Source organism: Sutcliffiella horikoshii (assembly GCF_044809035.1).
Classification (GTDB): Bacteria; Bacillota; Bacilli; order Bacillales; family Bacillaceae_I; genus Sutcliffiella_A; species Sutcliffiella_A horikoshii_G.
In genome coordinates, this window is record NZ_CP085237.1 from 489,969 (window position 1) to 509,614 (window position 19,646).

28 protein-coding genes and 1 pseudogene are annotated in these 19,646 nt (G+C 37.1%); 22 read left to right on the forward strand and 7 right to left on the reverse strand.

The window, feature by feature from the left end:
* The first annotated feature begins 37 nt into the window (after positions 1 to 37).
* Complete coding sequence (locus tag LG307_RS02655) at positions 38 to 892, forward strand: dimethylarginine dimethylaminohydrolase family protein (RefSeq protein WP_404447739.1); 855 nt, start codon at positions 38 to 40, stop codon at positions 890 to 892.
* A gap of 114 nt (positions 893 to 1,006) precedes the next feature.
* Entirely contained in the window at positions 1,007 to 1,402 is a 396-nt protein-coding gene (locus LG307_RS02660) for a hypothetical protein (protein ID WP_404447742.1), read from the forward strand.
* 128 nt (positions 1,403 to 1,530) lie between these two features.
* On the opposite strand, the gene LG307_RS02665 is transcribed toward LG307_RS02660, so the two are convergent.
* Positions 1,531 to 2,085, reverse strand: a complete 555-nt coding sequence (locus LG307_RS02665) for a nitroreductase (RefSeq protein ID WP_404447744.1) — start codon at positions 2,083 to 2,085, stop codon at positions 1,531 to 1,533.
* 202 nt (positions 2,086 to 2,287) lie between these two features.
* Between LG307_RS02665 and LG307_RS02670 the strand changes: the two genes are divergently transcribed.
* The 5 genes from LG307_RS02670 to LG307_RS02690 all read left to right on the forward strand — a co-directional run bounded on the left by LG307_RS02670 (position 2,288) and on the right by LG307_RS02690 (position 4,626).
* Positions 2,288 to 2,833: a histidine phosphatase family protein gene (locus tag LG307_RS02670; protein ID WP_404447747.1), complete on the forward strand. Its 546-nt coding sequence runs from the start codon at positions 2,288 to 2,290 to the stop codon at positions 2,831 to 2,833.
* 83 nt (positions 2,834 to 2,916) lie between these two features.
* Positions 2,917 to 3,447: an RNA polymerase sigma factor gene (locus LG307_RS02675; protein ID WP_404447750.1), complete on the forward strand. Its 531-nt coding sequence runs from the start codon at positions 2,917 to 2,919 to the stop codon at positions 3,445 to 3,447.
* Positions 3,431 to 4,063, forward strand: a complete 633-nt coding sequence (locus tag LG307_RS02680; protein ID WP_404447753.1) for a hypothetical protein — start codon at positions 3,431 to 3,433, stop codon at positions 4,061 to 4,063. Before LG307_RS02675 ends, LG307_RS02680 begins: the two co-directional genes overlap by 17 nt.
* A gap of 93 nt (positions 4,064 to 4,156) precedes the next feature.
* Entirely contained in the window at positions 4,157 to 4,339 is a 183-nt protein-coding gene (locus LG307_RS02685) for a hypothetical protein (protein WP_404447756.1), read from the forward strand.
* A complete protein-coding gene (locus LG307_RS02690; RefSeq protein ID WP_404447759.1) occupies positions 4,327 to 4,626 on the forward strand; it encodes a type II toxin-antitoxin system RelE/ParE family toxin in 300 nt (99 codons plus the stop codon). Before LG307_RS02685 ends, LG307_RS02690 begins: the two co-directional genes overlap by 13 nt.
* Before the next feature lie 98 nt (positions 4,627 to 4,724).
* Here the strand turns inward: LG307_RS02690 and LG307_RS02695 are convergent, their stop codons facing one another.
* Both LG307_RS02695 and LG307_RS02700 read right to left on the reverse strand, forming a co-directional pair.
* Positions 4,725 to 4,985 (reverse strand): hypothetical protein, encoded by a 261-nt coding sequence (locus LG307_RS02695; protein ID WP_404447762.1) that lies wholly within the window; start codon positions 4,983 to 4,985, stop codon positions 4,725 to 4,727.
* Positions 4,986 to 5,032: 47 nt separating this feature from the next.
* Entirely contained in the window at positions 5,033 to 5,665 is a 633-nt protein-coding gene (locus LG307_RS02700) for an HNH endonuclease family protein (RefSeq protein ID WP_404447765.1), read from the reverse strand.
* A gap of 297 nt (positions 5,666 to 5,962) precedes the next feature.
* On the opposite strand from LG307_RS02700, the gene LG307_RS02705 reads away from it, so the two are divergent.
* The 7 genes from LG307_RS02705 to LG307_RS02735 all read left to right on the forward strand — a co-directional run bounded on the left by LG307_RS02705 (position 5,963) and on the right by LG307_RS02735 (position 9,817).
* Positions 5,963 to 6,535, forward strand: a complete 573-nt coding sequence (locus tag LG307_RS02705) for a DUF402 domain-containing protein (protein WP_404447768.1) — start codon at positions 5,963 to 5,965, stop codon at positions 6,533 to 6,535.
* Complete coding sequence (locus LG307_RS02710; RefSeq protein ID WP_404447771.1) at positions 6,516 to 6,773, forward strand: hypothetical protein; 258 nt, start codon at positions 6,516 to 6,518, stop codon at positions 6,771 to 6,773. The genes LG307_RS02705 and LG307_RS02710 overlap by 20 nt, the downstream gene beginning before the upstream one ends.
* 184 nt (positions 6,774 to 6,957) lie before the next feature.
* Complete coding sequence (locus LG307_RS02715) at positions 6,958 to 7,785, forward strand: GNAT family N-acetyltransferase (RefSeq protein ID WP_404447774.1); 828 nt, start codon at positions 6,958 to 6,960, stop codon at positions 7,783 to 7,785.
* A 176-nt stretch (positions 7,786 to 7,961) separates the two neighbouring features.
* On the forward strand, positions 7,962 to 8,339 hold the full coding sequence (locus tag LG307_RS02720) for a type II toxin-antitoxin system HicA family toxin (RefSeq protein WP_404447777.1): 378 nt from the start codon (positions 7,962 to 7,964) through the stop codon (positions 8,337 to 8,339).
* A gap of 45 nt (positions 8,340 to 8,384) precedes the next feature.
* Positions 8,385 to 8,951: a GNAT family N-acetyltransferase gene (locus tag LG307_RS02725; protein WP_404447780.1), complete on the forward strand. Its 567-nt coding sequence runs from the start codon at positions 8,385 to 8,387 to the stop codon at positions 8,949 to 8,951.
* 166 nt (positions 8,952 to 9,117) lie between these two features.
* Entirely contained in the window at positions 9,118 to 9,594 is a 477-nt protein-coding gene (locus LG307_RS02730) for a DUF2975 domain-containing protein (RefSeq protein ID WP_404447783.1), read from the forward strand.
* A 10-nt stretch (positions 9,595 to 9,604) separates the two neighbouring features.
* Complete coding sequence (locus tag LG307_RS02735) at positions 9,605 to 9,817, forward strand: helix-turn-helix domain-containing protein (protein ID WP_404447785.1); 213 nt, start codon at positions 9,605 to 9,607, stop codon at positions 9,815 to 9,817.
* Positions 9,818 to 10,071: 254 nt separating this feature from the next.
* Here LG307_RS02735 and LG307_RS02740 read toward each other — a convergent pair whose 3' ends face one another.
* A complete protein-coding gene (locus LG307_RS02740) occupies positions 10,072 to 10,266 on the reverse strand; it encodes a hypothetical protein (protein WP_404447788.1) in 195 nt (64 codons plus the stop codon).
* A 278-nt stretch (positions 10,267 to 10,544) separates the two neighbouring features.
* On the opposite strand from LG307_RS02740, the gene LG307_RS02745 reads away from it, so the two are divergent.
* The 4 genes from LG307_RS02745 (at position 10,545) to rlmD (ending at position 13,834) form a co-directional block, all read left to right on the forward strand.
* Positions 10,545 to 11,099, forward strand: a complete 555-nt coding sequence (locus tag LG307_RS02745) for a hypothetical protein (protein WP_063558658.1) — start codon at positions 10,545 to 10,547, stop codon at positions 11,097 to 11,099.
* A 6-nt stretch (positions 11,100 to 11,105) separates the two neighbouring features.
* Positions 11,106 to 11,453, forward strand: a complete 348-nt coding sequence (locus LG307_RS02750; protein ID WP_404447792.1) for a DUF3969 family protein — start codon at positions 11,106 to 11,108, stop codon at positions 11,451 to 11,453.
* A gap of 563 nt (positions 11,454 to 12,016) precedes the next feature.
* Positions 12,017 to 12,166 carry a hypothetical protein gene (locus LG307_RS02755; RefSeq protein WP_404447794.1) on the forward strand — a complete coding sequence of 50 codons (150 nt, stop codon included), beginning with the start codon at positions 12,017 to 12,019 and terminating at the stop codon, positions 12,164 to 12,166.
* Positions 12,167 to 12,457: 291 nt separating this feature from the next.
* Positions 12,458 to 13,834 (forward strand): 23S rRNA (uracil(1939)-C(5))-methyltransferase RlmD, encoded by a 1,377-nt coding sequence (gene rlmD, locus LG307_RS02760; RefSeq protein ID WP_404447795.1) that lies wholly within the window; start codon positions 12,458 to 12,460, stop codon positions 13,832 to 13,834.
* A 16-nt stretch (positions 13,835 to 13,850) separates the two neighbouring features.
* Here the strand turns inward: rlmD and LG307_RS02765 are convergent, their stop codons facing one another.
* The 3 genes and pseudogenes from LG307_RS02765 to LG307_RS02775 form a co-directional block, all read right to left on the reverse strand.
* Positions 13,851 to 14,141, reverse strand: a complete 291-nt coding sequence (locus tag LG307_RS02765) for a hypothetical protein (protein WP_404447797.1) — start codon at positions 14,139 to 14,141, stop codon at positions 13,851 to 13,853.
* A 99-nt stretch (positions 14,142 to 14,240) separates the two neighbouring features.
* Positions 14,241 to 14,459 (reverse strand): zinc ribbon domain-containing protein, encoded by a 219-nt coding sequence (locus tag LG307_RS02770; RefSeq protein ID WP_404447799.1) that lies wholly within the window; start codon positions 14,457 to 14,459, stop codon positions 14,241 to 14,243.
* Between the two features lie 47 nt (positions 14,460 to 14,506).
* A pseudogene (locus tag LG307_RS02775) lies at positions 14,507 to 14,683 on the reverse strand (recombinase family protein); the annotation flags it as partial.
* 304 nt (positions 14,684 to 14,987) lie between these two features.
* Between LG307_RS02775 and LG307_RS02780 the strand changes: the two are divergent.
* From LG307_RS02780 to LG307_RS02795, 4 genes are all read left to right on the forward strand, one after another.
* Positions 14,988 to 15,650, forward strand: coding sequence for an AAA family ATPase (locus LG307_RS02780; protein WP_404447802.1), 663 nt, complete (start codon positions 14,988 to 14,990; stop codon positions 15,648 to 15,650).
* Entirely contained in the window at positions 15,631 to 18,618 is a 2,988-nt protein-coding gene (locus tag LG307_RS02785; RefSeq protein WP_404447805.1) for a P-loop NTPase fold protein, read from the forward strand. Before LG307_RS02780 ends, LG307_RS02785 begins: the two co-directional genes overlap by 20 nt.
* A gap of 118 nt (positions 18,619 to 18,736) precedes the next feature.
* Positions 18,737 to 19,000, forward strand: coding sequence for a hypothetical protein (locus LG307_RS02790; protein ID WP_404447807.1), 264 nt, complete (start codon positions 18,737 to 18,739; stop codon positions 18,998 to 19,000).
* 61 nt (positions 19,001 to 19,061) lie between these two features.
* Positions 19,062 to 19,613 (forward strand): hypothetical protein, encoded by a 552-nt coding sequence (locus LG307_RS02795; protein WP_404447810.1) that lies wholly within the window; start codon positions 19,062 to 19,064, stop codon positions 19,611 to 19,613.
* Positions 19,614 to 19,646 lie beyond the last annotated feature (33 nt).

The window sequence follows — 19,646 nt, forward strand, 5'->3', positions numbered from 1 at the left end:
ACAATAAAAACATTATTTTAATATAGGGGGATTTGTTATGTCTTTATTTTCTAAAAGTCCGATGAGGCCGCTCGCCAGCAGTGAGTTTGATGTGCTAAAAAAAGTGATTCTCTGTAAACCGGAGTATATGACAATACGGGAAGTCATCAATGAAACGCAGAAAAAGTTTAAAAATGAAGGCATTCACATCGAGATTGCGATGGCACAGCATAAAAAGTTCGTGGAAACATTGGAGGAGCATGGAGTGGAGGTTATTCTGCTACCTGCTATTAAGACGTTCCCAGAACAAGTATTCACCCGTGATATCGGCTTCACGCTTGGTAATATTCTTTTTGTCGCGGAAATGGCCAATAAAATAAGGCAAGGCGAAGAAGAGGTCCTGAAAAGTATGCTGGAGCAACAGGAAATCTCCTATTTAAATTTAATGGGTGACATGATTGAAGGCGGAGACGTCATCATCAATGGGGAAACGGTATATGTTGGACTGAGTAACCGGACGAATGAGGATGCGATCGAACACCTTCAAAGCATCCTGCCGCATTATGAAGTAGTGAAGGTGCCATTCAAAGAAAAATATTTACACCTGGATTGCGTGTTCAACATCATCTCACCGAAAGAAGCACTTTACTATCCAGAAGCATTTACACAAAAAGAACTGGACATCCTTTCGTCGCGCTTTGAGCTAATCGAAGTAACGGATGAGGAACAGTTCACCCTTGGCACCAACGTACTCAGCATCGGCAAGAAGAAAATCTTCAGCCTACCCGTAAATCCTAAAGTAAACGCAGAACTAACTAAGAGGGGCTTTGAAGTAATTGAAGTCGACATTATCGAAATAATTAAATCAGGTGGGTCTTTCCGTTGTTGTACGTTGCCTATCCTTCGTAGGTAGGGGGGACAGGCACCATAGCCCACTTATGTGGCCTGTAAAATGGAAAATGTATTTTTCTTATAAAACGTGATAGTTGCCCTCTTATCCACTATAATTAAAAGAGGAGGTGATAACATGGAAAAGCAAATTTTGGAGCTGCTGATCGGATTGGATTCGGAAGTTAAAGGGATGAAGTCCGAGATGAAAGACCTGAAATCAGAAATGCACGCGCGATTTAATACTGTAGATGAGCGATTTAATGCTGTAGACGAACAATTTAATGCTGTAGACGAGCGGTTTAATACTGTAGACGAACGCTTTAATGCTGTAGACGAACGCTTTAATATCGTGGATGAACGTTTCAATTCTGTTGACGCACGTTTTGATACTATGGAAGCAAAGCTTGACGGAATTGGAAATCAATTTGAATTAACGAATGAGTCCAGGATAAATGAGGTAGACTTCCTAGACAATAAGGTGAATAGACTTGAAAAAGAGATTTTCATCATGAAGAGTAAAAGTAAAAGTTAAGGTGGCTCCTGCATAACCCTCTATAAAACCTCAAAGTGTTTACTTCCACCTTGAATACTTCAGGAAAAAACTATACTCAAAGTGAAAAGACGCTTCCCGTTCAGAAGGGAAGCGTCTTTTCGAGTGCACTACATATTTTTAAACACGGTAAGTTTGCTTTCCGCAGGCTTTCGTTCACGTTTTGGCGGCACCTGTTCAAAGTACCCCATATGCAAGAACCCAGCTATTTTTTCACCAGGCTGTACGCCTAAAATTTTATGAACTTTTGGATCGTATATATGCGGGTTTGTCTTCCACACGACGCCAAGCTTTTTCTCCCAAGCAAGCAGCTGGAAGTTCTGAATAAGGCAACTTACAGCACCGAAGTTTTCCTCCCATTGCTTTTGTCTAGGATCCTCTTCCATTACCACAATCAAGAAGGCAGCCGGTTGACTAAAATAATTTCTTCTATTTTCCTGCATTTCTAGTGGAAATGTTTTAACCAGTTTTTCCACAAAACCATTCTTCTCACTTGAGGACACAAAAATAAACCGCCACGGCTCCCGCAGTCCATGGTTTGGTGCCCAGACTGCATCGTCCAGGAGCTCTAGTACGATTTCGTGTGTCACTTCCTTGTCGGTATATCCAGCTTTTATAGAACGTCGCTCACGAATGGTTTGAGCTAAGGATGATTTATTTTTCATTAGATTGTCTCCTTTTACCTTTTTTAAGATGATTGTGATTATCATTATCAATTATATTGTAGTATAGATTTTTATGTAATTCCATATCTATGGGAGAAAAGCGGAAAGGTTCTTATGTAAAAGTAGTGACTTTTCAAAGAAAGTTGTAACATTTTCCAAGTGTATTCGTAATTATTAGTAGAGAAAGAAAGGAGATCAGCCCATGTCAAAAAACATATACATCGTCAGGCATTGCCAAGCCCAAGGGCAACCAGCAGAATCACAGCTTACAGAAGAAGGATTCAAGCAAGCTGAAGAGTTAGCCAGATTCTTTTCCAACATACCAGTGGACAGAATTGTATCAAGCCCTTTTTTGCGCGCCATCCAATCTGTTGAACCATTTAGTAAGAATAGGAACATAAGCATAGAGGTCGATGATCGCTTGGCTGAACGCACGCTCAGTGCCGTAGATTTACAGGACTGGATGGAAAAATTGAAAGCAACCTATGAAGATTTGGAGTTGAAATTTGAAGGTGGGGAATCGAGTAGGGAGGCGATGGACCGTATAGTCAGCGTGGTAGAAGAAGCGTTTGAAACTGACGCGGAAAACATCGTTGTGGTCACACACGGAAATATCATGTCATTGTTGTTGAGAAACTACCAAGAAAGCTTTGGATTTGAGGAGTGGAAGGAACTTAGGAATCCGGATGTGTTTCTTTTGAAAAGAGATGAGGAGACAGGTGAAGTGACAGTTGAAAGGATATTGTGACATGGATGTTAATATTTTCATAAAAGTGATACCTTTTCAAACCTAAATCGTCAAAATGATTGAGAGATAGAAAGGGGGACTTTGTGATAAAAGACGAAATGAACTTTGAAGATATATATCAGAAGCTAAGTGATAAGGTTTATGGCTATATTTACTTGATGATTGGAGAGGCAGAGACTGCGGAGGATTTAACGCAAGAAACATTTCTAAAAATCTATAACAATATGAGTTCTTATAGAGGGCAATCTTCTATCTCTACTTGGGCTATTGCCATAGCTCGTAACAAAACGATTGATTATATCCGCCAGAAAAAAAGACGTTCCTTTTTTTCGCTGCAAAAAAAATCGCTTGTTGATCATTCGGATACACCTCTTGAAATTTTAGAAAAAGGGGAATCGGTGGTAGAACTATTTAAGGGCATAAACCAACTAAAGTTTGATTATAAAGAGGTACTGATTCTCAGAAAAATAAAAGAACTTTCTATTAAAGAAACTGCATATGTCTTGGGGTGGGAGGAAACAAAAGTGAAAGTGACCACCAGCCGTGCATTAGCAGCTCTTAAAGAAAAAATACATAGTAGAAAGGGGTATTTTTCTGATGAATCATCTGGATAAAAATGAATTTCAGAACGAGTTTCAAAAGTTAAGTAATATTCCTCGGGATGAAGCTATAAAGCAAAACACTTATATGAATATCATTAATAAGAAGAAAAAATCTGCAAATTTAATACCTCATATTTATAAATTGATTATACCTCTCGCTGCTGCCTTAGTTATTAGCATATATGCGTTAAGCTCATTAACAGATTTGACTGGTCAAAATCAAGATAGTTCTTCGAGTGCAATGGAATATCAAAGTATCGCCAATATCAATCCAGAAAAAATCACAAAAGTCTATGCAGCAAAAGCGGAAGAATTAAAAACCTTTCAAGCTAAAGTGCTTAATGGGGTTCCATATCTTGGTACGAAACTTTTTCAAGCAGATGAACAATGGCACAAAGATGTATCAACAATTCTAGCTAACACTAAGCTAGTATCTGAGGGACCAACCAGCACCCCTGATATAGATTTAGTTGTTGAATCGGAAAAGAATACCCCGTTGAAATTAAAAATTTGGTTCAGTCAGAATGGTAAAGGTTATATTAGTGAATATAATTCAAACCAATTTTATGAAATCAGGGAAGATCACCTATTAAAACTTGTCATTAGTACACAGGATCTATTGGAGTAGCCCATATTAGGATAGAGGCCACCGTGGCGACTTTGAAGCACCTTGAAATTTGTTTATAATAAAATAAAGAAATCCTTAATGGAGGTGCTTTTCATGAGCACAAGGGAAGATGTTATCAGAATTATAAAAGAACTGCCCGAAACGGCAACAACTGAAGATATCATGCGCAAACTATATGATCGTTTGAAAATAGAAAAAGGTATTAATGAATTAGATCGGGAAAATTCAGTCTCCCACCAACAGGTAAAGGAAACAATGAGTAAATGGCTGAAATAAGGTGGTCGCCAAGTGCTGTTCAAGATTTAGAGGAGATCTGTTCTTTTATTGCCAAGGACTCTGTAGAATACGCGAGCTTTACAGCAAAAGGAATCCTCCACACCATTGAGACCGCTTCAGTATTTCCTTTCTCAGGGAAGGTTGTACCTGAGTTGGAGAATGAATTCGTTAGAGAAAAAATATATAGCAGTTATAGGGTTATTTATAGATGCAAGGATGAAATGTTGGAAGTTGTTCGAATAATCCATCATGCTAGAGATTTAAACACCATGGGTGAATATGAGTAACATACCATTTATAAAAATAGCGCTTCTCTTTAGGAAGCGCACTTTTTTAATTGATTATTTGTTTATTAACTTAGAGGTGGGTCACAGTGCCTGTCCCCTCAACTCCGCTCCAACACCGTAACAAGCATACGATGAACCACCTCGTGATCTCGCAAATCGTGCAGGATGTAGTCGTCACCAGGCAACGTGTACCATTCTGCGGCACCGACGTAGGTGATTTCGAGTGAAAGTTCACCATCTTCATTACATGTAGTGCGTAGCTCAAGTTCACCGCTAATGACGCCAACCTCTGCTGTCATGACGCCGTGTGATGCGGTAAAAGTAGATGATAGTTTTTCCATAGATAGGACTCCTCTCATTTAAAGCTAGACTGCAAGGCACTTAACCTCGCAGTCTCACAAAGATTTTAGTAAGCGCAGCCGTTAAGCATTGTTTGCAATGAAGTTTTTTCAGAAGACTGGAGACTCAGGTTCCAGCGATGTTTTGTATTGATCCACCATTTTGCATATGCACAGCGAGCACCGGCACGGGGGGGTTGCCAAGTAGACGGATCCTGGTCACCTTTGGAACGGTTGACGCTTGCTGTAACTGCTATCAGTTGCGGACCAGTGAGGTCATTGGCAAAAGCACGTCGCTGTTCAGTTGTCCAATTGCTAGCGCCGGAACGCCACGCTTCGGCCAATGGAACAACGTGATCAATATCAATTTCAGACGGAGAATAGACAATAACGCCATCAAAGTAACTATACCATTTTCCAGAAGTAGTGGGGCAGTTGCCACTGTAATAGTCGGCATCGCGTTGCAGGACAATTTGGCGAGTATCACAACCGTTACCCTGGCTACTCCAATGAGGGAACAGATCCCGCGAGTACCCGGTCATGGGGCCTTCCGTTTTGACAGTCAACGAGTTCAATTGAGATTGAGCTTCTGACTTGGTCGGTGTTCCAGGGGGAAGAGCTGAGACAGATTGCGGATCAAGCTGTAGTGCGGAGAACGACAGGATAAATGCAAAAACAACCAACATGGATTTCTTCAGCATAGATATGCCTCCTACTATCAAATTTTTATATCAAAATCTCGTTGATAGAGCGAGATTTTAATAGTCGACTATGTATCTAATTGAAATAATAATATATAAATGCGTCTCAATAAGTTAAAATATTGTAAATGTTAAGAAAAGGTACTGTCCTCCTGCGCCTGATGGACCAGAAAGGGCGGAGAAGAGCTGAGGGGACAGGTCCGTTGACCCAGAATGTTGGTGGTGACTCTCCTCGCCCGGAAATCGGGTTTTGGTGGGTCGTCGTGCCTGTCCCTACAACCCACAAGGAGGATATCTATGCTAAAACGAAGATACGGAGATCGTTCTGAATGGAAGAGGATTTTAAAGCGGCAGTATTCTCAGAGATTTATAGATACAGAGGGATTCAAAGGCTATGTTACCCTACTTAAAATACATAAAGTTACGGAGCCTTTAACCGTAAACTATGAAAATGAGAGTGTTTGCATTGTGGATGATGGGTATATGTGGCTTCAGCACTTTCCATGCGATGAACATTACTCCTTAACCACCATGTTTGACGCTAATGGCGAGGTAGTTCAATGGTATATTGATATCACGGATGAGAACGGAGTAGAAAACAATCTCCCTTACACTGATGACCTTTTCTTGGATATCGTCGTGCTTTCATCAGGAGAAGTCATCCAAAAAGATGCAGATGAATTGGAAGATGCACTAAACAACGGGAAAATTAATCAATCTCAATACCAGCTCGCCTGGGCAGAAGCATACAAAATTAACCAACAGATTGAAAATAATGACTTTCCGTTGATGGGGATGGCAACATCACACTTAGGAATCTTAATGAAGGATTTAGGTGATAACAGTGGAGATGGTAACGGAGAATATTAAAGGTCAGCGCTATAATCTTCTAATCAACATACTCGCAAAGCATTGTGACTGTTTTGCATTTGTGGAGAATAGGCAGTTGATAGAGATTGAGGAAGAACGTCTTGCTTATGTAGACGAGTTAATTGCGGACATAAAAAAACATCTACTAGAAAGAAAAATTCAACGGGAGTGGGAAACGACAAAACTTCGTGGTGCAACAGCATATGTTTACTATTTTCAAATGAATAATGCGACATAGTTATTTTTAAGGGACCAAAGTGACTCGCTTTTCGGTTGGACTGGTCATCTGCCGGAAGATTTGATGTTTTATCAGAAGGATCAATGTCTTCTGGCTGCCTGTTCTCATGAGAGTTATTTTTTGGTGGATAATGTTATCTGGAATGAATTTGTGACTAACACAAAATAATGAGGTGTAATTAACCATGCTATCAAAAGAACAACTACAACAAATTAAAGAGCTACAAAGCGCCTGCGAAAAAGAAGGCGGATTTGAGCTAAAACTAAATGAAGATATGCTCGAAACCCGTGATGAAAACAGCAAAGAAGACTTCTTTCACTATGAAGATGGACGTCTTGTCGGGTTCCTCGGTTGCTACGGGTTTGGTAATAAAATAGAGCTGACGGGTATGGTTCACCCGGATTACCGGAGAAAAGGAATCTTCGCGAAATTGTTTGCTGAAGCAATCGCAGAAGTGAAAAAGAGAGAGATCTCGACCACCTTGTTGAATGCCCCAAGCTCTTCCCAAAGCGCCAAGGAGTTTCTAAAAAGCATTCCGTGTACATTCGAGGTGGCGGAGTATCAAATGAAATGGGAAGCAGGCCAGGTGTTTGATGATCCTACTGTCATCATAAGGCCATCCAGGTCCCGAGAGGATTTTGAAGAGGAGATTCAGCTAGAAGTGGCTTGCTTTGGTTTCACAGAACAAGAAGCGCGGAAATTTAACCAGCGAATGAAAGAACTGAACAGCGAGGACATGTTCATCATTGAAGCGGAAGGTCGAACTGCCGGTAAAATTCGTGTTTCGGAAACAAACGGGGAAGCGTGGATATACGGGTTTGCGGTTTCTCCAGAACTACAAGGAAAAGGGATAGGACGGAAAGCTCTATCTAAAGTGGTGAAAATGGAGACAGAAAAAGGCTTCCCTGTCTTTTTGGAGGTAGAAGCTCGGAATGCTCATGCACTGAGACTCTATGAATCTTGTGGTTTTAGAAGTTATCATTCGCAGGATTACTATAAGTACCTAGGATAAAAAAGAGATGAAGACCTGCTCGAAAAGGGATTCGCCCGACAGAGGTCTTGATAGCGAGTATGAAGACGTGTAAAGAAGAAAATCCCTGCAACAGAGGTCTTCAAAGACTATCATCATAGTTTCTTTTGCTTGAAACCAAAAGTCCAGCTCGAATATTGCTCTTAGGAGGAAAAAATATGATAAAACGCCTCACCATCATAAGTCTTATTGCCATCATCCTAGGAGTGCTTGCATTCAATAGCAAATTCTATTACCCGACCCTGCCGATAGAATCCGTAAGTAAAAAGGTAGTCTTGCAGTCTATCAATGACTCATCAGAACCGATTGTGCAAATTGCGAATGAAGATGGGTATGATTGGTTTATTACACGATCGAATCAAGGAGAGTACAGGGAAGCCCTTAAAGCGATGATACGTGAACATGGGTGGGAGTTTGAGACCCAAGATGGTAGTGGCTACTTTTTTGAAAAAGAGGATGAGAAGCTAATTGTTACCACACAAATGTGGACAGGGGAGTATGTGATGGTGCAGGTGGCAGAGGAGTGGGAAGAGTGAATCTTCCTATAAATATTTGTACAAAAAGTAAGGGGAGAGAAAAAAATGTCCAACACAAAACCAATCTTAATAGATTTCCCATCAGAGTTCACCACAGACAGACTTTTAATCCGAATGCCGCTTCCAGGGGACGGTTCGGCGGTATATGACGCCATCATCCATTCTCTACCTGAGCTCAAGCCGTGGATGATTTTCGCACAGCGTGACCAGACAGTGGAAGATGTGGAAGCGAATATAAGGGAGAGTCATGCAGAATTCCTGCAGCGAAAAGATTTAAGGCTAATGGTTTTCTTAAAAGAAACCGGTGAATTTGTGGCATCGTCGGGATTGCATCGGATTGACTGGTCCATCCCGAAGTTTGAGATCGGCTATTGGATCGATTCCAGACACAGCGGCAAGGGCTACATAACAGAAGCGGTGGAAGGTATCAGCCAGTTCGCCTTTGAACAATTGGATGCAAACCGAGTGGAAATCCGCTGCGATTCTAAAAACGTGAAGAGTCGAGCAGTTGCAGAGAGAGCGGGATATACGTTAGAGGGGATCCTTAAAAACAGTGAGCGCGATGTGAATGGGGAATTGCGGGATACGTGCGTGTTTGCGAAGGTGAAATAATTATGAGGGGACAAGTGCGTAAAGTGCTTGTCTTTTTTTTGTGGAAAAATGGGTCGCGGTGTGCCTGTCCCCTCGACTCTTTTTTCTCCATTTCAATATATTTTTATTGAAAAACAATAAATTTAGTGGTAAATTTTAATTATTACGATGAAGCGAGGTGCTTTTGGTGAAGCATGGTTCTACACTTTTTTTGAAGATAGCGGTATTTCTTATTGGGACACCGGTCTTTATTTTATGTATAGTTGGGTTGGTTTCGTTGGTGCAAAATCCGGCAAATCCTGAATATGCGTACATCCTGTATCCCATCGTCTCCGGGATGTTCTTGACTACTATTCCGTTTTATTTTGCGTTGTATCAGGCGTTCAAACTTTTAGGATATATTGATAAGAATGAAGCGTTCTCGCAATTTTCGGTAGAAGCGTTGAAGAAAATCAAATTTTGTGCGATTACAATCAGTGGTGTGTATGTTGTGCTCATGCCTTTTATGTTTCTTTTAGCAGATAAAGACGATGCACCAGGGGTGGTCGTCATGGGTGCGGTTCCAATCTTTGCCGCTATCGTTATTGCCGTATTCGCTGCGGTCCTTCAAAGGCTTTTGCAAGTAGCCATCGACATAAAATCCGAAAATGACTTAACAGTGTGAGGTGAAAACAATGGCCATAATCATAAATATTGATGTCATGTTGGCAAAAAGAAAAATGAGCGTCACCGAACTCTCCGAAAGAGTCGGAATCACCATGGCAAACCTCTCCATCCTCAAGAATGGCAAGGCCAAAGCCATCCGTTTCTCCACCCTCGAGGCCGTCTGCAAAGCTCTCGACTGTCAACCGGGAGATATTTTGGAGTATAGGGCGGATGAGGAGTAGATAGAGTGGGCCGCGTTTTGAGGGTTATTACAATGTCGTAGCATTAAAATGTGATTCATAAAGGGAGGTTTTTATCGCTTAAGAGAAGCGGTAGAAACCTCTTTTTTGGCGAAAATGTAGAAAGTCGCCGCTAAAAGGTAGAAGTTCGTTTGGGAAATGTACAAGTAGACTCGGGAAATCTAGAAGTTGCCCGCAAAACACTAGAAGGTGAAGGCTGAAAGGTATATAACTAGAACCCTAACTAACTCTTCATTCTAGATATCAAACGGATATTGCCCTCTAAAAAACAAAATCAGATCCCCAATCACGCCAATGCAAAAGAAAATGAAGTAGTAGCTAGCATTGGAAACTTCCTTATTAAATAGTTCTTTTAAAGCTTGTACTAACAGGCGATTAAAACCGAACCAGCTTAATACCCATGCGATAATTAAAAAAGCAACAATGGTCATTTGGCAACCTCCTCTATAAAACTATTCTAATTTTAACATATTCAACCAGTAAGCAGCCCACAATCTCAACTATACATAAAGGTGGCTAGACAAATTTTCTGCCTCCTCGATAAATTTAAGGATCCTTTAAGGTTCATTTAAGTTTCTGTTTATTCTAACCCTCTAGAATTGAAACGGTAACATAAATGTGTGTGGGAAAGGAGAGAAGTTTCAAGTTAAATTAGATGTTTAATAAGGTAGTTAAATTAATTGTTATAATATCGAGAGGATGAATCAAAGTGAAGAATATTTTTACTATTGTTTTAGCATTTACCTTAATTTTCTCTATTATCGTTCCAAATTTCGCTACGGTTTTCGCAGAACCTAACAATGAAATTTTGTTAGAAAATGAAGATGACTTTTTATATGATATTGGATATGAAGATACAAATATTGATGAAAATTATGGTGAGAATCAAAGTGACTATAGTGTTGTAGACAGTTCTAATAACTTAAGACCAATGGTTGCTCCTATGGTTGCACCGATTATCGGTTTAGTTGTTCGAACAATTGTAGTAAACGGAGTTAAAATATCAAAAAATCTTTATAAATCAATAAAATATGCCCCTAAATATCCGAGTGGTTTTAAAGCAGTGCAAAATGGTACTAAGAATGTAACAGTAAATAATAAATCTCTATTAAATGAATTGAGGGAGATTGAAGCAGGTACATGGAAAAAGGTATATAAAGATGGATATGATAAGGATGGTAAAAAGGTTTCAATTCATTACTTCCAAAGTAAATCTGGTTTAGTTTTTGATGTTAAAGTGAAAAATGGATGGAGTGTGAAATAACTAGCGATGAAAAATTTATTAATGAAACCTGCAACTAAAGAGGACTTAGAAAAAGTCATTCTTATAAATGCAATCGGATTAGTGGAAGCGTTAAATAAAAACTTGATAACAATAGAAGAAGCGGAGAAGGTATTGTTCAGTCCTTACATGATGGAGCAATTGGAATCCATAAATGTATCCAAACCGGTTCTAGAGGTTATACATTTAGGTACGGAATTGGAGGATGTTAATAGTATTATTCCGGATAAACTAGCTGAAAGCCTTGCAGAAATAAAGGAGAAGAGTTTGGATTTATTAGAAAAAAGAAAAGCACAAATTATAGAAGAACGAGTTATCAATAGCGAGACCAAATGAATATAGGACATATGTTGAATGGGGGAAAACTCCCAATCCTACATAAGTTAACCAGCATGCAGGGGGGCGGATCTCCTGCTTTTTTTCATATAAATGAAGCACAAGAACCGTCCCCTCGATTTCCTTTAATATTTAACCCAACCATACATGTCTTTCTAAAAATTGTTAATAATATGCTTAAAATACGTTTTTAGGAGCTAGTTTATGCCTAACAAAAAAGTGATGATTTCTTTAGGGGTCTTAATCTTTCCGTGGCTCACGGTGCTTTTATAGGGAGAAAATCATTTGTCCGTTTTTTTCCTGTAGCAACATTCGCGAACCTAATAATAATTGTATTTACCGTAATTTCTAATCATAAAAAATGGTTCAAAAACAAAAATCCTTTATTCACCAATGCTCCAATAGATTTTACTTATATTTTAGGTCCTCACTTGATCGGAACACTTTGGATATTTAAGCTAACATATGGTTCATTTCGAAAATACATATTCACAAACATAGTGTTAGACTGGGTCAACATTTTCCCCTTTGGTGGTGCTTTGAAAAAAGCTGGGATATTTAAAATGAAAAGAATGTCACCAAGCATGTACTGGGGTTTTACGGTCATTTTGGCTGTAGTTTTATATGGTTATCAGGCCATCATAGAAAAAGTGATTAGAAAAACAAAGAGTTCTCAACCAGATTTCGAAGGGGCGGAGGACACCGGTTTTTGACCTACTAAGGGATGGTTTGCAGTACTTCGATTGGAGCACTGCGAACCGTCCCTTTTTGCGAAGTTGTAGAATGTTGGAGTGAAAAGGTAGAACATCGTTTGGGAAATGAAGAAGTAAGATCGGGAAATTGAGAAGTAGGAGTTTAAAAGGTAGAAGTAGAGGGATGAAAGGTAGAATGAGGTGGAAACATTGAGAAGCATACCAGCAACTATCCACCACCTCAACTGGCAAGCCCAACCTCCTTATGGTACAATCGGAACAGCGATTTTAACGTGAAGGAAGAGAAAATACATGACAGTACCTGTTCAAAAAAATGAATACTACGATGTCACTGTTCAGGATTTAACGCATGACGGTGCTGGCGTAGCAAAAATAGATGGCTTTCCGATTTTCGTTCAAAATGCCCTGCCGGACGAAGAAATCAAAGTCAAAATAATTAAAGTGAAAAAAGGCTATGCATTCGGCCGCCTTGAGGAGATCCACAAGACGAGCCCTTTTCGTGTCGATGCTCCGTGTCCGATCTACAAGCAATGCGGTGGCTGCCAGCTTCAGCATCTGAGCTATGAAGGTCAGCTTGTGGCGAAGCAAAAGCAGGTCAAGGATGTTCTTGAACGCATTGGACACCTAAAAGATGTGCCGGTTCATCCCGTTCTCGGCATGGACCACAACCCATGGCGCTACCGCAATAAAGCTCAGGTTCCGATCGGGGAACGCGAAGGCGGACTGATTGCAGGCTTTTACCAGCAGCGCAGCCATGAGATCATCGACATGAAGGAATGCTTGATTCAGCAAGAAATCAACGACCGTGTGGTTCAAACAGTCCGTGATATCTGCGACAAGCATGGCGTGCGTGCTTATAATGAAAAAACTCATAAGGGTGTACTCCGTCACGTGATGGCTCGCTATGGGCTGGTCACTGGTGAGGTGATGGTCGTGCTCATCACCCGAACGCCAGATATCCCAAATCGCAAGTCAATCGTCGAAGAAATAACAGCGGCCATGCCGGAAGTGAAATCTGTTGTGCAGAACGTCAACACGAAGAAAACAAATGTGATTTTCGGTGATGAAACGCGTGTGCTTTGGGGCAACGAGTACATTTACGATTTCATCGGCGATATCAAGTTTGCGATTTCCGCAAGATCCTTCTACCAGGTCAACCCGGAGCAAACAAAGGTATTGTATGATAAAGCGCTTGAGTATGCCGACCTAACAGGCGAAGAGAGTGTCATTGACGCCTACTGCGGAATCGGGACGATCTCCTTATTCCTGGCACAAAAGGCGAAAAAAGTGTTCGGAGTAGAAATTGTGCCAGAAGCGATTGAAGATGCAAAACGTAACGCAGAGTTAAATGGAATTTCCAATGCGGAATTTGCAGTGGGCGAAGCGGAAGTCGTAATTCCCAAGTGGTATAAAGAAGGAAATACAGCCGATGTGTTAATGGTGGATCCGCCGCGTAAGGGCTGTGATGAAGCGTTGCTGAAAACCATTTTGGAAATGAAGCCGAAGAAAGTTGTCTATGTATCCTGTAACCCTGCGACACTTGCAAGAGATTTAAGAGTGTTGGAGGACGGTGGATATAAGACGGTTGAGGTGCAGCCGGTGGATATGTTCCCACATACGACACACGTGGAGTGTGTTTCGCAACTCATTTTAAAAGAAGGCAACTAACCCTTGTGGTTGTTGCCTATTCTTGTTCATCGAAAGGATTTACGAAGTTGTAATGAATCCTTAGTTTACCATCAATGCTACAGGTGACTTTATTCACCAGTGAATGCAAGACTTGATGAGTTAAATCGTTTAGTATTGTGACTTTATTTAGCATCTTACCTAGATCGATTGTGTAATCCTCGCTTTCCCACTCTTCTAGCTTTTCTTGCAAATCCCTTCTAGTCGAATCTAAACTGGATATTTCTTCATCAATTTGCTTACGATATTCCACGAGTTCGTCTCGAGAAATAATATCGTCAGCATACATATCAATGTAATCTTTTTTTCGTGAACGTGATTTATTTGATTGGCTTTCAATATTTGTCAGCTCATTTTTATTCAGAATTTTTTTCTTCTCAATTCTAGTTTATAGGCTTCTTAGAAACTCATCATCTTGAATAGATATAAAAATCTCTTGTAAATCTTCGATGATTATTTGTTTTAATTCTTTCTCTCGGATAACTACTCGACTTTCGCAGAAAGCATCTCCGTGTTTAATATTACCACCACACCTATAACCTTTTTGATTAGCTTTGAACCACATTCCCTTTTGACAATTTTCACAGAACAAAACATTTGTGAACAAATGCTTTTTAGGGGCTGTACTGGTCCGTGTTCTTGTTTGCAGCAGGCCTGGAAAGTATCTTTCGCGATAATAGGCTCGTGAGTGTTCTCGTGGGTTATAACTTCGTCTTCACCTAGAACTCTTCGTTTTGTTGTTGTAACGGATACAGTTTCAGTTCTGTTTTGAACCAGGTCTCCACAATATGTTGATTGCTTAAAATGTTTTTTACTGTGGATGCGTGCCATAGAGGTGATGCAAAAATAAAAAATTTTTTAGGTGAAAAGTATTTGAGTTTGGACTTTAGTAACGAGAACTTCCATCAATTTCCCAGTAGAGATTGAATTATAATTAAACTTGCATATGTGTTTAAGATTCACTCGAAAAGCTCTAACGATATAGGTTGGAGTCTTTTTTCTTCTATATGTTTTTTAAACATATGTTGAATTTTTATTTTTGATTATAAATAACATAAAATTATCTATCCCTTTTATTGGTAATGTTATAATGGATAATATTAGAATATTTTTTCTGAAAACAGGAGGGAGATCTATGCATATATCAAAACTCCATATTAACAACTTCAGAAATTTTAAAAGTCAGAACTTTTTCTTCAGGCCTGGTGTTAATACAATAATTGGGGAAAATGGTTCCGGTAAAACCAATGCATTCTTTGCTTTAAGATTAATGTTAGATAGTAATCTTCCGATAAGTGCATCCAAATTATTAGAGAATGATTTCAATAGGAGTCTTGGAAAGTGGCAAGGTCATTGGATAATAATATCCATTGATTTTGAAGATTTGGACTCAAGTGAAGGAGCTAGTTTATTAGCTCACAAGGTTGAGAATATAAGTGATTTTTCATCTAGTGGTTCATATTATTTTTATTTTCGGCCTAAGAAAATATTTAGGAAAAAGTTATATGAACTATCACATACTGAAGATAAGGATCAAGATAAATTAGATAACGTTCTAAATGTAATTACAATAAATGATTATGAAGCAGTTTATTATTTAAGAGGTTCAGCAGACTTCTCAAAAGAAGAAGTTTATAAGGAGTTAGTTGGTGACTTAGAAAATATAAATTTTCCTAATCCAGATGACCAGAAAATGGACTTATTAGGGATTCTAACATCGCAAATTTTCTTAGTACGATCAGAAATATTCAATACAACCAAGAAAAAGGAGCTGTGTAATGAAAAAATGGAATACTGAAATTAATGCGTTTTTTGAAAAAGTTACTGAATTTTTATTTAAGTATTTGAAGGAAGGGAGTAGTGTTATTTTTGAGTTTGTAAAGACTTATAATTCACTTCTTGCATTAATTATATTAATACTAGTAGGCTTTTTTTACTTTAAAAAGGTTATTGATAAGGAAGAAAAGGAATTTACGTTATTAAAGATATGTGAGGTAATCTTAAATGTTTTAATAGCGGTTGGCCTAGGTTATCTGGTCAAATTAGCTAATATTGAGGGTTTAATAAAAATATTAAGTTTAGTTTGGTCTGTAAGCGTTGGATTAGTAATTTTTTTTCTTGTGCTCTTAGTAAGAGAAATAGTTATTTATATAAAATCTAGTAAGAAAATAGTTGCAGGATATTCAAATGGATATATTTTTTTAGGGTTAATTTATTTGTTTGCATCTATAGCTTCAAATCAATTTGAACCTATAAATAATATTTTAACGATTATTTACTTTTTAAGTTTATGGATGTTTGTACAATTAATTAATCAAAATAGTAGAAAAGTAGACATTGGAATTGATGAGGAATCTGACAACCCTATAAATACATATTCGCAGTTACTACCAACAAGAGCGAATGAATTTAACCGGGTATATAACCAACTAACGAATGTTCGCTACAATGAGCCTTTCGCAATAACGATTAATGGGGATTGGGGAGAGGGAAAGACTAGTTTTGTTAATGTTCTTTCAGAAAAATTAGAGGAAAACGATAACTATATAATTTTTATTCAGCCAATGGTTTTAGATACGAGTGAAAAACAAATGGATTATTTGTTTAAACAATTAAAATCAATTTTGAATAAGAATGGTATATATACCGGTAAAGGGAGTCCCTTTAAGCAATATTTTAAACTAATCACTAATGTATTAAATGCAAAACCACTATTGCAGTTAGAAGAGCTTTTCTCCGTTTTTAATGATGAGGAACTCCCAAGTGATTTTAGGACTAATAAACAGCTCCTTGAAGAAGATATTCAAAGGTTGTTAAGAACGAATAAGGATATGTCTGTTAAAAAGAAAATTTATATTATAGTTGATGATTTTGATAGGGTTGAGAAAGAGACAATGTACAACACATTAGTCTTTATTAAAGAACTAGTTCATTTTAAAGGAGTGAATGTTATCTTCTTAATGGATGAACAAAAACTTGAAGCTGTCAAAGAGAATAAGATTAATAAAGAATATCTAGACAAATTCGTTAATAACAAAATACAAATGTCAAAGATAGAATCTAGAGAGATTTTTGATTATTTTCTTAACAATATTAAAGAAGATTTTAAATCTGATTTCGTAAAGGCAATATTAAAAGAATTAAAAGATAAAGTGAATAATCGAATTGAACAAGTTCAATTGACGACAAAGGAAAAGATTGCAGAGGTAGAAAAAACCATTGAAGATCTCACTTCAAATACTGGAAAACAAAATAAAGAGGAAGATAATAAAAGTGAAAGGTATGAAAAATTACAAAACCAAAAAAATCAATTAATTTCTTTTTTAAATCGTTTTAACAGCGGTGTAACAAATTTAAGGAAAGCAAAAAAAGTAGTAAGGGAAATCAAAGAAATACTAATTATTTGTGATGAACAAGAAAATAATAATAATTACTCGTATTTCGTTATTAATATGAAAAAGGGAAAAATTAATGAAAAGATTGCAAATTTGGCTTTTTTAAAGGTATTGTTTAGTGAATTTGTTGATGAAATTATAAAAAGAAATGACACAAGGGATTTAATTTATGAAACAAATGTTGATTTTTTAAAAATTATGTTTGAAGATCTTGGATATCCTTCGTATACGGAGGATAAGGAATTGATGGCTAATATCGTTAATTTATTTTGTAATTCTATCTTCCTAAATAAGCCTTTTGAAAAAGAGTTGTTTTCAGAATTAAGAACAAACTCTGCGGAAATATTGAGTAAATTGGATAGTTCAGATATGTTGAATATTTCAAGTAATCATTTTGAAGTAATACAGGAATATTTAAGAGCCATTAAGTATAATTCTGCGGTTGTACCAAACAATATTGTGTTAAAAAGACTGGAAAAACTCATTGAATATATCTTTGTTTTGTACGATAATGAGGATCTTTCTTTGAAAAACTTATTTGAGCTATTATCGAAACCCCAACGAAATCCATTGATTGATCATTCGTTGTATTTTGAAAAAATAAATAAGATATTGCAACAAGAAAAGAAGTTTGAAAATGAAAATGATAAGAATGTAAGTGTATATTTTCTTGACCAAATAGAACCACAACTACTATCCCAACATAGAGGGGATGTAATAATGTTTATCAGTTTATTAAAATTAAAGGAAGGACTCTTTACATATGAGAACTTTGTTGCTGATTTGGGCGGGACCATTAGATTAGATATAATGATTAAGGAAATAAAAAATATTTTTAAAGAAAATGATAATAACCTATTTGGAATTGAATTCTTAGCAAATTGGACTGAGGAAGCTGTGTTGAAATTAAATGTAGAGTATTCCGATAATAAATACATTCTAGATTCCATCGAAAAATACAAAAAACTTATTAATGATTTTATAAAAACTTATAGATTTTGGGAGGAAGTTAAATTTAAGGTTAAGAATTTACCGGTAATTCTCCAATCAAAATTTACTGAAAAACTAGCAGTAAGATCTATACAAGAGTTAGAATTTGATATTAATGAATTTTATGAGTATATAAATAAGGGTAATAGAGTGGAACCCCACTTTTATTATTTCAATTCTATGCTTATACATCTAGCAAAATACACAAGAGAGAATAAAATTAAAGAGGATATCATTCAAACTGTTGAGGATATATACCAGAAATTAAATAGAGAAGATTTAAATGAAATAACAGCTGATACAAATCAATTACTTTTATGGTGTGCAGTAAATCTCGGAGAAATTAAGGAAAATCTTAAAAAGGCAGAAAATATGAACTAAAATTCCTACCAAGCGTTTTTCTTTTTTTGTTTATATTATTTCAATGTTTTAAATCTGAAATTGGATTTTTTTGAACTTAATACTGATGAATAAAAATAATAAATAGACAGGTGCTAATATGGAGAGAAAAAGACCTATAATACAAAACAAAGTCGAAATCCCCGTAAATATTTACAAAGGAGAAGAATTAATAGCTGAATGTCCTAGTATTCAGGAGGCGGCAAGATTTTTTAAAAAAGAAACTAATTCTAAACGTTTCAATTGGTCTGTTATTAATAAGGGGATTTGGTACGGTGAATCGTATTCTAAAGATGGAGCTACTTATTTTTTTACAACGGATATAGAAGCTGTTAAAAAGAAAATTAGATGCGATGTAGTCTAAAACTAGAAAAGAAAAAGATACAGTTATTGAAAGTGGTATTTCTTTTTAGTGAGGTATGAATATGTTGAAAAATAATAATACATCAGCTGAGAATTTAGTTTATAAAAGGGCAGTAGATTGGTTAATAAGAAACTACAATGCAATAAAATTAATGGATCCAGAATCTAGACATACCTTTCAAAATAGTACGAATTTTATCCAAGGTTTCGTATATAGATGCTTAAGGTCCTCTGCAAAAGAAACTTTAGATATAAATTATGATTGGAATGGTATAGGGGTACATAAATATATTACCCCAATAGCTTTAGAAATGTATGATACTAACAATAAAACTTCATACATAAAGGAACACGTAGTATGTAAAAACATATATTTCAAAGATATAATTAAAGAATTAAAAAAAGATTCTCCAGGTGAAGGCACTATTGGTAATATCCTATTAAAGTATTACTTTACAGCTCTTATAACCAAAGAAGAAGATAAAAAATTAGATGAAAAAGGGCTAAGAAGGGTAATGTGTGTTAATGAGGAATGGGATTATGAAAGTTTGTTTATAAGGTATGAAACAGCAGGGATCGAAATAGTTGAAAATCCATACTATGTTTTAAAGTAGAGAAATAAAACTAGTGTGTTTGTTGACAAAGGT

Bases quoted from the DNA above. Each gene is read 5' to 3' on its own strand.
- LG307_RS02655 (WP_404447739.1), top strand. From the start codon at position 38: ATGTCTTTATTTTCTAAAAGTCCGATGAGGCCGCTCGCCAGCAGTGAG.
- LG307_RS02660 (WP_404447742.1), top strand. From the start codon at position 1,007: ATGGAAAAGCAAATTTTGGAGCTGCTGATCGGATTGGATTCGGAAGTT.
- LG307_RS02665 (WP_404447744.1), bottom strand. From the start codon at position 2,085: ATGAAAAATAAATCATCCTTAGCTCAAACCATTCGTGAGCGACGTTCT.
- LG307_RS02670 (WP_404447747.1), top strand. From the start codon at position 2,288: ATGTCAAAAAACATATACATCGTCAGGCATTGCCAAGCCCAAGGGCAA.
- LG307_RS02680 (WP_404447753.1), top strand. From the start codon at position 3,431: ATGAATCATCTGGATAAAAATGAATTTCAGAACGAGTTTCAAAAGTTA.
- LG307_RS02685 (WP_404447756.1), top strand. From the start codon at position 4,157: ATGAGCACAAGGGAAGATGTTATCAGAATTATAAAAGAACTGCCCGAA.
- LG307_RS02690 (WP_404447759.1), top strand. From the start codon at position 4,327: ATGGCTGAAATAAGGTGGTCGCCAAGTGCTGTTCAAGATTTAGAGGAG.
- LG307_RS02695 (WP_404447762.1), bottom strand. From the start codon at position 4,985: ATGAGAGGAGTCCTATCTATGGAAAAACTATCATCTACTTTTACCGCA.
- LG307_RS02700 (WP_404447765.1), bottom strand. From the start codon at position 5,665: ATGCTGAAGAAATCCATGTTGGTTGTTTTTGCATTTATCCTGTCGTTC.
- LG307_RS02705 (WP_404447768.1), top strand. From the start codon at position 5,963: ATGCTAAAACGAAGATACGGAGATCGTTCTGAATGGAAGAGGATTTTA.
- LG307_RS02710 (WP_404447771.1), top strand. From the start codon at position 6,516: ATGGTAACGGAGAATATTAAAGGTCAGCGCTATAATCTTCTAATCAAC.
- LG307_RS02715 (WP_404447774.1), top strand. From the start codon at position 6,958: ATGCTATCAAAAGAACAACTACAACAAATTAAAGAGCTACAAAGCGCC.
- LG307_RS02720 (WP_404447777.1), top strand. From the start codon at position 7,962: ATGATAAAACGCCTCACCATCATAAGTCTTATTGCCATCATCCTAGGA.
- LG307_RS02725 (WP_404447780.1), top strand. From the start codon at position 8,385: ATGTCCAACACAAAACCAATCTTAATAGATTTCCCATCAGAGTTCACC.
- LG307_RS02735 (WP_404447785.1), top strand. From the start codon at position 9,605: ATGGCCATAATCATAAATATTGATGTCATGTTGGCAAAAAGAAAAATG.
- LG307_RS02740 (WP_404447788.1), bottom strand. From the start codon at position 10,266: ATGACCATTGTTGCTTTTTTAATTATCGCATGGGTATTAAGCTGGTTC.
- LG307_RS02750 (WP_404447792.1), top strand. From the start codon at position 11,106: ATGAAAAATTTATTAATGAAACCTGCAACTAAAGAGGACTTAGAAAAA.
- LG307_RS02755 (WP_404447794.1), top strand. From the start codon at position 12,017: ATGAAAAGAATGTCACCAAGCATGTACTGGGGTTTTACGGTCATTTTG.
- rlmD (WP_404447795.1), top strand. From the start codon at position 12,458: ATGACAGTACCTGTTCAAAAAAATGAATACTACGATGTCACTGTTCAG.
- LG307_RS02765 (WP_404447797.1), bottom strand. From the start codon at position 14,141: ATGTATGCTGACGATATTATTTCTCGAGACGAACTCGTGGAATATCGT.
- LG307_RS02780 (WP_404447802.1), top strand. From the start codon at position 14,988: ATGCATATATCAAAACTCCATATTAACAACTTCAGAAATTTTAAAAGT.
- LG307_RS02785 (WP_404447805.1), top strand. From the start codon at position 15,631: ATGAAAAAATGGAATACTGAAATTAATGCGTTTTTTGAAAAAGTTACT.
- LG307_RS02790 (WP_404447807.1), top strand. From the start codon at position 18,737: ATGGAGAGAAAAAGACCTATAATACAAAACAAAGTCGAAATCCCCGTA.
- LG307_RS02795 (WP_404447810.1), top strand. From the start codon at position 19,062: ATGTTGAAAAATAATAATACATCAGCTGAGAATTTAGTTTATAAAAGG.